The following is a 13,089-nucleotide window of genomic DNA, read 5'->3' as shown; positions in this document are numbered from 1 at the left end:
TTGCACGAAATCACCGAAATGTATCGGATCTTCCAGAAAAACGAGTAAGCCGCCGGAAGTTGTGGGTAAAGGCAAGCGCAGGCGGGAGAGGGGAGCAAACCATCAATCTTCCCGGCGCAGGTGCGGGAACAGGATGACGTCGCGGATATTCGGGCTGTCCGTCAGCAGCATCACCAGGCGGTCGATGCCGATGCCGCAGCCGCCCGTCGGGGGCATGCCGTATTCCAGCGCGCGGATATAGTCGGCGTCGAAGTACATGGCTTCTTCATCGCCGGCGTCCTTCTGCTCGACCTGCTTGCGGAAGCGGTCGGCCTGGTCTTCGGCATCGTTCAGCTCCGAGAAGCCGTTGGCGATCTCGCGGCCGGTGATGAACAGCTCGAAGCGCTCGGTGATGCCCGGCACCGTGTCCGAAGCGCGCGCCAGCGGCGAGACCTCGACCGGGTAGTCGACGATAAAGGTCGGCTCCCACAGCTGGCTTTCCGCGGTTTCCTCGAACAGCACCAGTTGCAGCGTGCCCAGGCCGGCGTTGAGGAACTGCGGCGCGTTGGTGTTGACGCCGAACTTCTTCAGCTCGGTGCGCAGGAACCCGGCATCGGCCAGTTGCGCATCGGTGTACTGCGGCGCGAACTTCTGGATCGCCTGGCAGATGGTCAGGCGATGGAACGGCTTGGACAGGTCCAGCTCGCGGTCCTGGTACGTCAGCACGGCGCTGCCGCGCGCATCGATGGCGGCCTTGCGGATCAGGTCCTCGGTGAAGTCCATCAGCCAGCGGTAGTCCGTGTAGGCCGCGTAGAACTCCATCATGGTGAACTCGGGGTTGTGGCGCGGGCTCACCCCCTCGTTGCGGAAGTTGCGGTTGATCTCGAACACGCGCTCGAAGCCGCCCACGACCAGGCGCTTCAGGTACAGCTCGGGCGCGATGCGCAGGAACATCTGCATGTCCAGCGCATTGTGGTGCGTGATGAAGGGCTTGGCCGCGGCGCCGCCCGGGATCGGGTGCAGCATCGGCGTTTCCACTTCCATGAAGCCGGCATCGGCCATATGGCGGCGCAGCGACGAGATCGCGTTGGTGCGGGCGCGGAAGGTGTTGCGCGTTTCCGGCGACACGATCAGGTCGACATAGCGCTGGCGGTACTTCATTTCCTGGTCGGCCAGACCGTGGAACTTGTCCGGCAGCGGGCGCAGCGCCTTGGACAGCAGGCGCAGCTCGCGCACCTGCACCGACAGCTCGCCCTTGTTGGTGCGGAACAGCTCGCCGCGGGCGCTGATGATGTCGCCCAGGTCCCAGTGCTTGAAGGCCGCGTAGACCTCTTCGCCGACCTTGTCGCGGGTGATGTAGAACTGGATCTGGCCGCTGCCGTCCTGCACCGTGGCAAAGCTGGCCTTGCCCATCACGCGCTTGAGCATCATGCGCCCGGCGATGGCGACTTCGACCGGCGCGGCCTCGAGCGTGGCCTGCTCGGTCTCGGCGTACTGCGCCTGCAGCGCGGCGGCCTGGTGGGAGGGGCGGAAATCGTTGGGGAAGGGCACGCCCTGCTGGCGCAGCGCGGCCAGCTTCTCGCGCCGCTCCGCGATGATCTTGTTCTCGTCGACGGCGGGGGTGTCTGCGGCGGCTGGCTTGGCCTGGGCGCGGTTCGGTTCAGTCATGATGTCTTGTCGGATCGCGCGCGGTGCTGCCGCGCGCGGATTCAGATGGCTTGATGAGTGCGGCTTAGTAGTTGCGGAGATCGTCCAGCTCGGTGCTGCCGAAATCCGGGCGGTGCAGGTAGGCGACGATGCGGCCGGCGGTTTCCTCGGCCGACGCCAGCTGTTCGTTGGCTTTCAGCTCGCGGAAGCGCTGCACCTGGGCGAAGTCGGCATTGCGGATGGTGGCCTGCATGCCGGTGTCGATCACCCCCGGGGCCAGCGCCACGGCGCGCACGGTGCGCGGGGCTTCGGCCTGGGCGTACTCGGCGTTGACCGAGCGCATGAACATGTCCAGGCCGGCCTTGCCGGCGCAGTATGCGCTCCAGCCTTCGACCGGGCGCCGCGCCGCGCCGGAGGAGATCGCCAGCACCTTGCGCGGGCAGTCGAACTTCTCGGTGCGCTCCAGGAACGCAGCGGTCATCGTCATCGGCGCCGCCAGGTTGGTCAGCAGGTGCGGCACCAGGGTCTTTTCCTGCAGGCGCGCGACCGGGCCGATCGGCTCGACCACGCCGGCGTTCAGGATCAGCGTGGCGCTGGTCGGCGGGATGTCGAGCGTATCGAGCACGCTGGCGAGCCAGGTGGCGGCGGGGCCGGCCTGCGACAGGTCCTGCAGGTGCCAGGCCACCGGCACGCCGCTCAAGGTGGCGATGCGCTCCAGCTCGCTGTTGCGGCTGCGCGCCACGCAGATCAGGCGGTTGCCCGGCACGAGCAGGGCATTGGTCAGTGCCGCGCCCAGCCCGCGCGAGGCGCCGGTGATGATGTAGAGGTGATTGGCTTCGCTCATGGTGCCCCGGTCGGAGATGTCGCCCTGCCGCCGTGTCGGTGTGGCGCGGGCGGCGGTACAGCGGTGGATGGATTGCTGTGCCGCCGCCGGCCGCGCCGGCAGGGCGGACGGCGGGTACTGCCTTACAGTCCCTGCTTGAGGCTGGCCTCGATGAACGGGTCCAGGTCGCCGTCCAGCACCTTCTGGGTGTTGGACATTTCCACGTTGGTGCGCAGGTCCTTGATGCGGCTCTGGTCCAGCACGTAGGAGCGGATCTGGTGGCCCCAGCCCACGTCGGTCTTGCCGGCTTCGAGCTTGTCGGCCTCGGCCTGGCGCTTGCGCATCTCGTGCTCGTACAGGCGCGATTTCAGCATCGACATGGCTTCGGCACGGTTGCGGTGCTGCGAGCGGTCGTTCTGGCACTGCACCACGATACCGGTCGGGATGTGCGTGATCCGCACGGCCGAATCGGTCTTGTTGATGTGCTGGCCGCCCGCGCCCGAAGCGCGGTAGGTGTCCACGCGCAGGTCCGCCGGGTTGACCGCGACCTCGAACGAATCATCCACCTCGGGGTAGACGAACACCGACGAGAACGAGGTATGGCGCCCGCCCGACGAATCGAACGGCGACTTGCGCACCAGGCGGTGCACGCCGGTTTCCGTACGCAGGTAGCCGAAGGCGTATTCGCCCTCGATCTTGATGGTCGCGCTCTTGATGCCGGCCACGTCGCCTTCGGACTCTTCCAGCACCTCGGCCTTGAAGCCCTTGCGCTCGCAGTACTTCAGGTACTGGCGCAGCAGCATCGAGGCCCAGTCGCACGCTTCGGTGCCGCCGGCGCCGGCCTGGATGTCGATAAAGGCGTTGGCCTGGTCCATCTCGCCCGAGAACATGCGGCGGAATTCCATGCCCGCGACGATCTCCTCGAAGCCCTTGACGTCGGCCTCGATCGCTTCGAGCGTATCGTCGTCGCCTTCTTCCCTGGCGAGCTCAAACAGCTCTTCGGCGCCGCTGAGGTCGTCGGTGAGCTTGCTGAGCACGCTTACCACGCCCTCGATTGCCTTCTTTTCCTTGCCGAGGTCCTGGGCCCGCTTGGGGTTGTTCCAGACGTCGGGGTCTTCCAGCAAACCGTTGACTTCGTCCAGCCTTCCTACTTTGACATCGTAGTCAAAGATACCCCCGTAGATCTTCCGTCCGGGAACGGAGATCGGAGATGGCACCGGAGATGGCGTTGAGGCGTTCTGCTTCCATGATGTTCCTGCGCTTAGAAAACCCCGAATTATAGCGGATCGGCGCGGCAACCCGGGGCTTGCGGGCCGCCTCGGGCGGGCCGCGGACCGAACGGAATGGCCGCCGCGCGGTCTATCCGCCGGTGCCGGGCGACGCACGCGGCGATAATACGGGTCGCAAGCCGCTCCCCGGCAAGACAGAGAACAGGGACGAATGACGCAAACCAGACATGACATCGAGCCAGGCCGGCGCCGCGCGCTGGGCCTGCTGCTGGCCGCCGCGGCCGCGGTCGCGGCCGGCTGCGGCACCACGGGCGGGCCCGTGCCGGACGGCTACTACCGCGTTGAGCGCGGCGACACGCTGTATTCGATCGCGCGCAAGCACCGCCGCAGTGTGCGCGACCTGACCCGCTGGAACAGCGACATCACAAGCCCCAGCCAGATCGAGGTGGGCCAGCTGGTCCGCGTGCGGCCGCCGGGTGGCAGCGCCCCGGCCTCCACCGGCACCGACCAGACCGTGACCGATACGCCGCGCGTCGACAGCGGCTCGTCCAGGCCGCCCGCCAGCGGCATCCGCCTGCAGTGGCCGGCCGATGGCCGCGTCACCGGAGGCTACGCGCCGCCGGGCAGCAAGGGCCTGCGCATTGCCGTGCCAGCCAATGGCACGGTGCGCGCCGCCGCCGCGGGGCGCGCCATCCACGTCGGCAACCTGCGTGGCTACGGCATGCTGGTGATCGTCAAGCACAACGACGACTGGCTGACCGTCTACGGCAACCTCGACCAGCCGCTGGTCACCGAGGGCGCCTCAATCGCGGCCGGACAGGACGTGGGCCGCATGGGCGCCAGCGCGAGCGAGCTGCATTTCGAGGTGCGCGGCAACGGCAAGCCGGTCGACCCGATGGCCTACCTGCCGTCGCGCGGCTAAACGGGGCTAACGCCCCCCGGAGCACGCTACTGCGCGTGCTCGATCACCAGCTGCACGCGGGTGACGCCATTGAAGGTGTTGTTGTCGAGCCGGTAGGCCACCTGCGCGCTGGCACCGAGCGAGTCGGCGTGGTTGAACCAGATCGCGTCGAAGCGCTGGCCGCCGCGCCCCAGCTGGAGCTTCAGGTGCTTGCCCTTGAGCACGCTCTGGCGCAGCACGTCGAACTCGCCGCAGAAGGTCGGCGCCGGGAAGCCCTGGCCCCACACCTGCTGCTCCAGCAGGGTGACGAATTCCGGGCTGAAGCACTGGTCCTCGATATCGCCGTCGGTCTCGATCACGCGCGCCAGCTGGTCATCGGTCAGCCATTCGCGGCCGACCGCCTCAAAGGCCTCCTGGAACTCGGCAAAGCGCTCTGTGCGCACGGTCAGCCCGGCCGCCATGGCGTGGCCGCCGAACTTGAGCAGCATGCCGGGATGGCGCTTGGACACCAGGTCCAGCGCATCGCGCAGGTGGAAGCCGGGGATCGACCGGCCCGAGCCCTTGACCGTCGTCTCGTCGCCGGGGGCGAAGGTGATGGTGGGGCGGTGGAACTTGTCCTTGAGTCGCGACGCCACGATGCCGATCACGCCCTGGTGCCAGGTGTCGTTGAACACGCTGACGGTAAAGCGCGCCGACGGGTCCGGGCCGGCCAGCGGCTGCTCCAGGATCTGCAGCGCCTCCTGCTGCATGCCGGCCTCGATGTCGCGCCGCTCGCGGTTCATGCCGTCCAGCTCCTGGGCGATCTCCCAGGCGCGGTTGGCATCTTCGGTCAGCAGGCATTCAATGCCCAGCGACATGTCCGCCAGCCGGCCGGCCGCGTTCAGGCGCGGACCCAGCCCGAAGCCCAGGTCGAAGGTATTGGCGCGCGCCGCCTCGCGCCCCGCGGCACGGAACAGCGCCGCCACGCCCGGCTGCATCCGTCCGGCGCGCATGCGGCGCAGGCCCTGCGCCACCAGGATGCGGTTGTTGGTGTCCAGCTTGACCACGTCGGCCACCGTGCCCAGCGCCACCAGGTCCAGCAGCGTCTGCAGCGGCGGCTGCGTGGCCTGGGTATAGACGCCGCGCTGGCGCAGTTCCGCGCGCAACGCGAGCAGCACATAGAACATCACGCCCACGCCCGCCAGGTTCTTGCTGGGGAATTCGCAGCCCGGCTGGTTCGGGTTGACGATCACCGCGGCCTGCGGCAGTTCAGATCCCGGCAGGTGGTGGTCGGTCACCACCACGTCGATGCCCAGCGCATTGGCCGCGGCCACCCCGTCGACGCTGGCGATGCCGTTGTCGACCGTGACGATCACGTCCGGCTGCTGCCTGGCCGCGAGCGCCACGATCTCCGGGGTCAGGCCGTAGCCGTACTCGAAGCGGTTCGGCACGATGTACTCCACCCGTGCGCCCAGCATGCGCAGTCCGCGCACGCCCACCGCGCAGGCGGTGGCGCCGTCGCAGTCATAGTCGGCCACGATCAGCAGGCGCTTGCCGGCGGCGATGGCATCAGCCAGGTAGGCCGCGGCGTGGCCGATGCCCTTCATGGCCGCGGGCGGCACCAGTTCGGGCAAGTCGGTGGCAAGCTCGGCGGCGCGGGCCACGCCGCGCGCGGCCAGGATGCGGGCCAGCGTGGGGTGGAGGCCGGCGGCGGCCAGCGAGCTGGCGTGTTCGGGGGAAAACTGGCGGATGGCGATCCGGGTCATGGGCGGGGCGGCAGGTGATGTTTCGGTAGGGGCGGCGCGTGTCAGGCGGCTTCAGGCAGATTTATGCGGCATAGGCGAGGTCGGACAGCAGCGCGCGCCAGTCGCCGCGCTGGCCCATGCCGCGCCAGAACTTGCGCAGGTCGGCGCGGCGCACGGTGAACTCGGCAAAGTGGTTCTCGCCGCCCAGCACCAGCGTGATGGCGCCGACCTGGCCGGCCACCAGCGCTTCCAGCGCCGGCGCGAACCAGTCGGCATCCAGGGCATGCATGCGGTCCAGCCACAGGCCCCAGTCTTCGGCGATATGGGCTTCGGTGGCGCTGTCGAGCAGGGCCAGCACCGTGCCCTCCGTTCCGGCGGTGCCGGCGAGGCCGGCCGGCACCGGCAGCACGCGGCTGCCGGCGGCCAGCGCCAGCCCGCTCAGGAAGGGATCGTTGCTCAGCACCGTATCGGCCAGCCGCGGCACCGGCTGCAGCGCGCCGCCGCCGTACAGCCAGACCGAGTTGACCGGCGCCTCGCCAGCGGCCTCGCGGGTCTGGTTGACGCGGTGGTCATGCCAGGTCATCTGGATCTCGTTCTGCAGGCGGCGCCAGTCGCGGGCGCGCTCGCCGGCCTGCATCCAGATATCGATATTGCGGCCCGCCGCGCGCAGCGGCGTGGTCGCCTCCAGCAGGCCGAATGCGGCCTCGGGCAGGTACCAGCGCTGCGGGCAGGGCGATTCCAGTGCGATGCCCGATTCCACCAGCAGTGCGTCGATGGCGGCGCGCAGGGCCGTGGCTTCCTGCGGCCGGATGCCCAGCTGGGCGGGCGGCATCAGCACCAGGTGATCGCGCGCGGCGTGGATGTGCACCGGCTGCAGGCAGGTCCAGGACTGGCCATCGGCGCTGGCGGGGACGGCGGCGTCACTGTCGGCGAGCCGCATATAGGGCGCCAACGGCACCCGGACCGGGTCCAGCCCCGCCTTGCTCGCCAGCCAGCGCTCCTGCGGCAGGGTGCGCAGGAAGGGGTCTTCATGCCGCTCGCGCGGGCCGGGCTCGGCCCGGGTCAGCAACTTTCCGAGCGCCGGCAGCTCCAATTGCCGCAGCAGCGCGCCGGGAACGACATCGTCCCGGCCGTCGTCGCCGGCGCCTGGCGGGACGGAAAAGGGCACAATCAGGGTCAGGTGCGTCATCATGGTGGCGAGATTGTAAACTCCCGGCTGGCCGGCGCCAGTCTTGCGAGAGGCAGGCGGCGCACCCGACGGCCCGCATGCGTGCCGCCGGCGCCCCTCCACCGGGCACCGGCGCTTTCCCGAAACAACAGGAATCCTCTTGAACTTTCCCTACGAGTGGCAGATCGGCTGGCGATATACCCGCGCAAGCAAGCGCGCCAGCCGCAATACCTTCATTTCGTTCATCTCGATGATCTCGATGTTCGGGATCGCCCTTGGCGTGGCCGCGCTGATCGTGGTGCTGTCGGTGATGAACGGGTTCCAGAAGGAAGTGCGCGACCGCATGCTGTCGGTGCTGGCGCATATCGAAGTGATCGGCCCGTCGGCGCTGCCGGACTGGCAGAAGACCGCGGCCGAGGCCTTGCAGAACAAGGAAGTGGTCGGCGCCGCGCCCTATGTCGCGGCCCAGGCCATGCTGACCCGCGACGACGCCGTGCGCGGCGTGCTGCTGCGCGGCGTGGAGCCGTCGCAGGAGCCCAAGGTGTCGGACATTGGCAGCCAGTTCCGGGCCGGCAGCATGACGGCGCTGGCGCCGGGCGGCTTCGGCATTGCGCTGGGCAACGAGCTGGCCAACGCCATGGGCGTGCAGGTCGGCGACAAGGTCACGCTGGTGGCGCCGCAGGGCACCATGACGCCGGCGGGCGTGCTGCCGCGGCTCAAGCAGTTCACGGTGGTGGGCGTGTTCTCGTCCGGGCATTTCGAGTTCGACAGCGCGCTGGCGCTGATCAACATGCACGACGCCGAGACCCTGTTCCGCCTGAGCGGCCCTACCGGCGTGCGCCTGAAGCTGCAGGACATGCAGCGCGCGCCGCAGGTGGCCAACGAGCTGGCCGGCACCATGTCGGGCGAGCTCTACCTGCGCGACTGGTCCAAACAGAACCGCAACTGGTTTGCCGCGGTGCAGACCGAGAAGCGCATGATGTTCATCATCCTGACGCTGATCATCGCGGTGGCGGCATTCAACCTGGTGTCCACGCTGGTGATGACCGTCACCGACAAGCAGGCCGATATCGCCATCCTGCGCACCATGGGCGCGCAGCCGGGCTCGATCATGAAGATCTTTATCGTGCAGGGCGTGGCCATCGGCTTTATCGGCACCATCCTGGGCGTGGCCGGCGGCACGCTGATCGCCACCAATATCGACGTGATCGTGCCTTTCATCGAGCGGCTGCTGCACGTGCAGTTCCTGCCGCGCGACATCTATTTCATCAGCGAACTGCCTTCGGATCCCCGCGTGAACGACATCGCCACCATCGGCATCATTTCCTTTGTGCTGGCCACGCTGGCCACGCTCTATCCCAGCTGGCGTGCCGCCCGCGTCAACCCGGCGGAGGCGCTGCGCTATGAGTGAAGCCGTGTTGCACGCCGATACCCCCACGCCCGCCGCGGACCAGCCGCGCACCGGCTCGCCGGTGCTGGTGGCCGAGGGCCTGACCAAGCGTTTCCGCCAGGGCGAACTCGACGTGGACGTGCTGCGCGGCGTCGACGTGCGCGTCAATGCCGGCGAGAAGGTTGCCATCGTCGGCGCCTCGGGCTCGGGCAAGAGCACGCTGCTGCATGTGCTGGGCGGGCTGGATGAGCCCGACTCCGGCCGCGTCGCGCTGCTCGGCAAGCCCTTCACGGCGCTGCGTGAGCGCGAGCGCAACGTGGTGCGCAACCGCCAGCTGGGCTTCGTCTACCAGTTCCACCACCTGCTGCCGGAATTCACCGCGCTGGACAACGTGGCGATGCCGATGCGCATCCGCGGCCTGACCCAGCATGACGCGCGCGGCGTGGCGCAGGCCATGCTGGAGCGCGTGGGCCTGGGCGGGCGCGCGAAGCACCGCCCGGGCGAGCTGTCCGGCGGCGAGCGCCAGCGCGTGGCCATCGCGCGCGCGCTGGTAGGGCAGCCGGCCTGCGTGCTGGCCGACGAACCCACCGGCAATCTCGACGACCACACCGCCGGCGGCGTCTATGACCTGATGCTGGAACTGTCGCGCACGCTCGGCACCAGCTTCATCATCGTAACCCACGACCTGGACCTGGCCGGCCGCTGCGACCGCGTGCTGCGGCTGCGCGACGGGCACCTGCACCAGGAACGCTGAGCCGGGCCGGCCCATGTGGATCGACACTCATTGCCACCTCGACGCCAGCGAGTTCGACGCTGACCGCCAGCAGGTGGCCAACGCGGCCGAGGCCGCCGGCGTGCGCGGCATCGTGGTGCCGGCGGTGGCCGTGTGGAACTTCGAGGCCGTGCGCGCGCTGGCGCGCCACGATGCGCGCTGCGTCTATGCGCTCGGCATCCATCCGCTGTGCTCGCCCGGCGCCGGCCAGGCCGACCTTGACACGCTGCGGCGCGAGGTGGCGGCCAGCATGGGCGACCCGCGCTTTGTCGGCATCGGCGAGATCGGGCTCGACTTCTTCGTCGCGGGGCTGGATGCGGAGCACCAGACCTGGCTCTACGCGGAGCAGCTGAAGATCGCGCGCGAATTTGACCTGCCGGTGCTGCTGCATGTGCGCAAGTCGCAGGACCAGGTTGGCGCGCAGCTGCGCAAGCTGGGCGTGAAGCGCGGCATTGCCCACGCCTTCAACGGCAGCAATGAACAGGCGCGGCGCTTTGTCGAGCAGGGCCTGAAGCTCGGCTTCGGCGGCAATGTCACCTTCAGCCGTGCGCGGCAGATCCGCCGGCTGGCGACGGAACTGCCGCTGGAGGCGCTGGTGCTGGAAACCGATGCGCCCGACATGGCGCCGGCGTGGCTGTCTGACGATCAGTTCGGCGAACAGCACAAGGCGCGCAACACGCCCGCGGAGGTGGCGGGCGTGGCGCGTGTGATGGCTGAATTGCGTGGCATCGATGCGATGACGCTGGCGCAGGCGACATGGCGCAATGCCATGGATGCGATGCCGCGGCTGGCAGCGTTTGCGGACACCATGGCGCCCCCGGTTTCCGCCGGACACACAACTTCCAATTCTTCTTGACGGGCTGGCAAGCTCGGCGCGTCCCGGCGCGGGTACAACTCCGGCTATGCAAGATCAGCCGGGGGAGGTGCCGTGCGTCGGTTCGTGGTGGCATTCGTCGCGGGATGCTGGCTGCTGCAGCAGCAGTCAACGCTGCCGCAGCAGGATGGCTTGCGCCTGGGCGCCGTGGTGCTGGTCTTGGCCGCGCTCGGCATGGTCGTGTGGGGCAGGCGGCTGCATGTGGCGGCGCATGGCCTGGCGCTTGCCGGGCTGGCGTTCGGTGCCGCCTTCTGCTGGGCGGCATGGCGGGCCGAACTGCGCATGCGCGACTGGCTGCCGGCCACGCTGGAGGCGCGCGATCTCGACGTGCGCGGCGTAGTGTCGGGGCTGCCGGCGGATGCCGCCACCGGGACGCGTTTTGCTTTCACTGTTGAGCAGGGTGAAGCGGGCCAGCCTCTGCCGCGCCGCGTGATCCTCAACTGGCGTGGCGCGCCGCCCGACCTGCGTCCCGGGCAGCGCCTCACGCTGACCCTACGCCTGCGGAGTCCGCGCGGGCTGGCCAATCCTTTCGGTTCTGACTACGCCTACTGGCTGCTGGCGCAAGGCTACGGCGCCACCGGCTATGTGCGCAGTGCGCAGGGCCCACTCCAGGATGCGTCAGGAGAGCGGCTGGCGTGGCAAATAGAAGCCTGGCGCGCCGCCGTGCGCGATCACCTGCGCGCGGCACTGCCGGCCGATGCGCGCTTCGGTCCGGTGCTGATCGCGCTGGTCATTGGCGACCAGCGCGGCATCGACGCGGACGACTGGCAGCTGTTCCGGCGCACCGGCGTCAGCCACCTGGTCGCGATCTCCGGTCTGCATATCACCATGATCGCCGGCATGGCGGCGTCGCTTGCCGGGCTGCTGTGGCGGCATTCGTTCGGACTCGGCCGCTGGCTGCGCCGGCCGCTGCCGCTGTGGCTGCCGGCCCGGCAGGCCGCGCTGGTGGCGGCCGTGGCCAGTGCGCTGGCTTACGGCCTGCTGGCCGGCATGCAGATCCCGGCGCTGCGCACCGTGGCCATGCTCTGCGTGGCGGCCATTGCGGTGTGGGGTGCGCGTGCGCCGCCCGCCTCGGTGGTGCTGGCCTGGGCGGCGCTGGTGGCATTGCTGCTCGATCCGTGGGCGGTGATGTTGCCCGGCTTCTGGCTGTCCTTCGGCGCGGTGGCGGTGATCTTCTTCGCGGCCCGGCCCGGGCGGGATGCTTCGACGCAAGGGCGTTGGCAACGCCTGCGTTCCACGCTCGCCGCCGGGGCGCGCACGCAGTGGGCCGTGACTATCGGGCTGGTGCCGCTGACGTTGCTGTTGTTCGGCCAGGTATCGGTGGTGTCGCCGTTGGCCAATGCGGTGGCGATCCCGGTCGTCAGCCTGCTGGTGACGCCGCTGGCATTGCTCGGCGCGGCCTTGCCGATGGCGCTGGCCGGGCCGGTGCTGGCGGTGGCCCACCTGGCCATGGTGGCGCTGGCCGCGGTGCTGGGCTGGCTTGCCGCGCTGCCATGGGCGATGTGGGAAGCTGCCAGCGCGGGGCCGTTGGCGCTGGTGCTGGCCGCGGTCGGGGTCGGATTGCTGGTCGCGCCGGTCGCCACCGCGCGCGTGCGCCTGCATGGCGGGCTGCTGATGCTGCCGATGTTGCTGGCGCGCGGCCTGCCGGTTGCGCATGGCGAGTTCCGCGCCGTGATGCTGGACGTGGGGCAGGGCACGGCGGTGCTGGTGCGGACGCGCGCGCATGCGCTGCTGTATGACGCCGGGCCGGCCTATGGGTCGGGATCCAGCGCCGGTGCGCAGGTGGTGGTGCCGTTGCTGCGGGGCGAGGGGATCGGCCGGCTCGATCACCTGATGGTCAGCCATGAGGACACCGACCATGCCGGCGGCGTGGCGGACGTCGCGGCGGCGATGGCCGTGGCCGCGCAGCACCGGTGCCCCAGTCGGTCACGTTCTGCTTGGGGCGGCGGCAAATGACTGGCCGCCATGCGCGGCGGGCCAGCAATGGGAGTGGGACGGCGTGCGCTTTACCGTGCTGCATCCGCTCGCGGAGCAGGCGCAGCAGGCCGCCATTGCCAGCAATGCGCGCAGCTGCGTGCTGCGCGTGGATGCGGCGGCGCACAGCCTGCTGCTGACCGGTGATATTGGCGTGGCGCAGGAGCGTGCATTGATCGAGAGATTGCCGGCCGAGGCGCTGCGTGCCGACGTGCTGGTGGTGGCCCACCATGGCAGCGGCACCTCTTCCGGCGCAGCCTGGCTGGAGGCGGTGCGCCCGTCGGCGGCGGTGTTCCAGCTGGGTTATGCCAACCGCTATCGCCACCCGACTGGCGAAGTGTGGGAGCGCTACGGCCGCGCCGGTATCCTGCGCTACCGGACCGATGAAACCGGTGCGGTGACCATGGACACTGCGCCCGGGGGCTTTGCGTTGTCGATGTTCCGGCAGGCGCAGCCGCGCTACTGGCGGGCGCGACCGCCGGCGCCGCGTTAGTGTCCTGTTCCGTAGATAACTTGCCGAAATGAAATCGCCCAGTTGGTCGTCAGGCTAGGCGCGAGGAGGCGCCATAGCCGTAGCTATGGCAACGACGAGCAACGACGCATGGCGG

11 protein-coding genes are annotated in these 13,089 nt (G+C 69.3%); 6 read left to right on the top strand and 5 right to left on the bottom strand.

What is annotated here, in order from left to right:
* Nucleotides 1-102 precede the first annotated feature (102 nt).
* From lysS to prfB, 3 genes are all read right to left on the bottom strand, one after another.
* Nucleotides 103-1,647: a lysine--tRNA ligase gene (gene lysS / locus AC07UK_RS38450; protein WP_436221208.1), complete on the bottom strand. Its 1,545-nt coding sequence runs from the start codon at nt 1,645-1,647 to the stop codon at nt 103-105.
* Nucleotides 1,648-1,711: 64 nt separating this feature from the next.
* Entirely contained in the window at nt 1,712-2,470 is a 759-nt protein-coding gene (locus tag AC07UK_RS38445; RefSeq protein ID WP_436221209.1) for an SDR family oxidoreductase, read from the bottom strand.
* 122 nt (nt 2,471-2,592) lie between these two features.
* A protein-coding gene (prfB, locus tag AC07UK_RS38440; protein WP_494688312.1) for a peptide chain release factor 2 occupies nt 2,593-3,697 on the bottom strand; the annotation gives its coding sequence in 2 pieces (ribosomal slippage) (nt 2,593-3,615 and nt 3,617-3,697; 1,104 coding nt in all).
* 192 nt (nt 3,698-3,889) lie between these two features.
* Between prfB and AC07UK_RS38435 the strand changes: the two genes are divergently transcribed.
* Complete coding sequence (locus AC07UK_RS38435) at nt 3,890-4,600, top strand: peptidoglycan DD-metalloendopeptidase family protein (protein WP_436221210.1); 711 nt, start codon at nt 3,890-3,892, stop codon at nt 4,598-4,600.
* A 26-nt stretch (nt 4,601-4,626) separates the two neighbouring features.
* Here AC07UK_RS38435 and recJ read toward each other — a convergent pair whose 3' ends face one another.
* A complete protein-coding gene (gene recJ, locus AC07UK_RS38430; protein ID WP_494688311.1) occupies nt 4,627-6,324 on the bottom strand; it encodes a single-stranded-DNA-specific exonuclease RecJ in 1,698 nt (565 codons plus the stop codon).
* Between the two features lie 61 nt (nt 6,325-6,385).
* Entirely contained in the window at nt 6,386-7,495 is a 1,110-nt protein-coding gene (locus AC07UK_RS38425; protein WP_494688310.1) for a hypothetical protein, read from the bottom strand.
* Nucleotides 7,496-7,631: 136 nt separating this feature from the next.
* Here AC07UK_RS38425 and AC07UK_RS38420 point away from each other — a divergent pair, with 136 nt between their 5' ends.
* From AC07UK_RS38420 to AC07UK_RS38400, 5 genes are all read left to right on the top strand, one after another.
* Nucleotides 7,632-8,882, top strand: coding sequence for a lipoprotein-releasing ABC transporter permease subunit (locus AC07UK_RS38420; protein WP_494688309.1), 1,251 nt, complete (start codon nt 7,632-7,634; stop codon nt 8,880-8,882).
* On the top strand, nt 8,875-9,615 hold the full coding sequence (gene lolD, locus AC07UK_RS38415) for a lipoprotein-releasing ABC transporter ATP-binding protein LolD (RefSeq protein ID WP_013956131.1): 741 nt from the start codon (nt 8,875-8,877) through the stop codon (nt 9,613-9,615). Before AC07UK_RS38420 ends, lolD begins: the two co-directional genes overlap by 8 nt.
* Before the next feature lie 13 nt (nt 9,616-9,628).
* Nucleotides 9,629-10,489 carry a TatD family hydrolase gene (locus AC07UK_RS38410; protein WP_436221214.1) on the top strand — a complete coding sequence of 287 codons (861 nt, stop codon included), beginning with the start codon at nt 9,629-9,631 and terminating at the stop codon, nt 10,487-10,489.
* A gap of 72 nt (nt 10,490-10,561) precedes the next feature.
* Nucleotides 10,562-12,463, top strand: coding sequence for a DNA internalization-related competence protein ComEC/Rec2 (locus AC07UK_RS38405; protein ID WP_494688308.1), 1,902 nt, complete (start codon nt 10,562-10,564; stop codon nt 12,461-12,463).
* A gap of 43 nt (nt 12,464-12,506) precedes the next feature.
* Nucleotides 12,507-12,974: a ComEC/Rec2 family competence protein gene (locus AC07UK_RS38400; RefSeq protein ID WP_436221216.1), complete on the top strand. Its 468-nt coding sequence runs from the start codon at nt 12,507-12,509 to the stop codon at nt 12,972-12,974.
* The last annotated feature ends 115 nt before the right edge of the window (nt 12,975-13,089 follow it).

Source organism: Cupriavidus sp. GW821-FHT07C08, from assembly GCF_059419025.1.
Note: the sequence above shows the minus strand (reverse complement) of the source record. Positions and strands in the feature narration are given on the sequence as shown.

Excerpts from the sequence above, each read along its gene's own strand:
- lysS (WP_436221208.1), bottom strand. The coding sequence starts at position 1,647 with ATGACTGAACCGAACCGCGCCCAGGCCAAGCCAGCCGCCGCAGACACC.
- AC07UK_RS38445 (WP_436221209.1), bottom strand. The coding sequence starts at position 2,470 with ATGAGCGAAGCCAATCACCTCTACATCATCACCGGCGCCTCGCGCGGG.
- AC07UK_RS38435 (WP_436221210.1), top strand. The coding sequence starts at position 3,890 with ATGACGCAAACCAGACATGACATCGAGCCAGGCCGGCGCCGCGCGCTG.
- recJ (WP_494688311.1), bottom strand. The coding sequence starts at position 6,324 with ATGACCCGGATCGCCATCCGCCAGTTTTCCCCCGAACACGCCAGCTCG.
- AC07UK_RS38425 (WP_494688310.1), bottom strand. The coding sequence starts at position 7,495 with ATGATGACGCACCTGACCCTGATTGTGCCCTTTTCCGTCCCGCCAGGC.
- lolD (WP_013956131.1), top strand. The coding sequence starts at position 8,875 with ATGAGTGAAGCCGTGTTGCACGCCGATACCCCCACGCCCGCCGCGGAC.
- AC07UK_RS38410 (WP_436221214.1), top strand. The coding sequence starts at position 9,629 with ATGTGGATCGACACTCATTGCCACCTCGACGCCAGCGAGTTCGACGCT.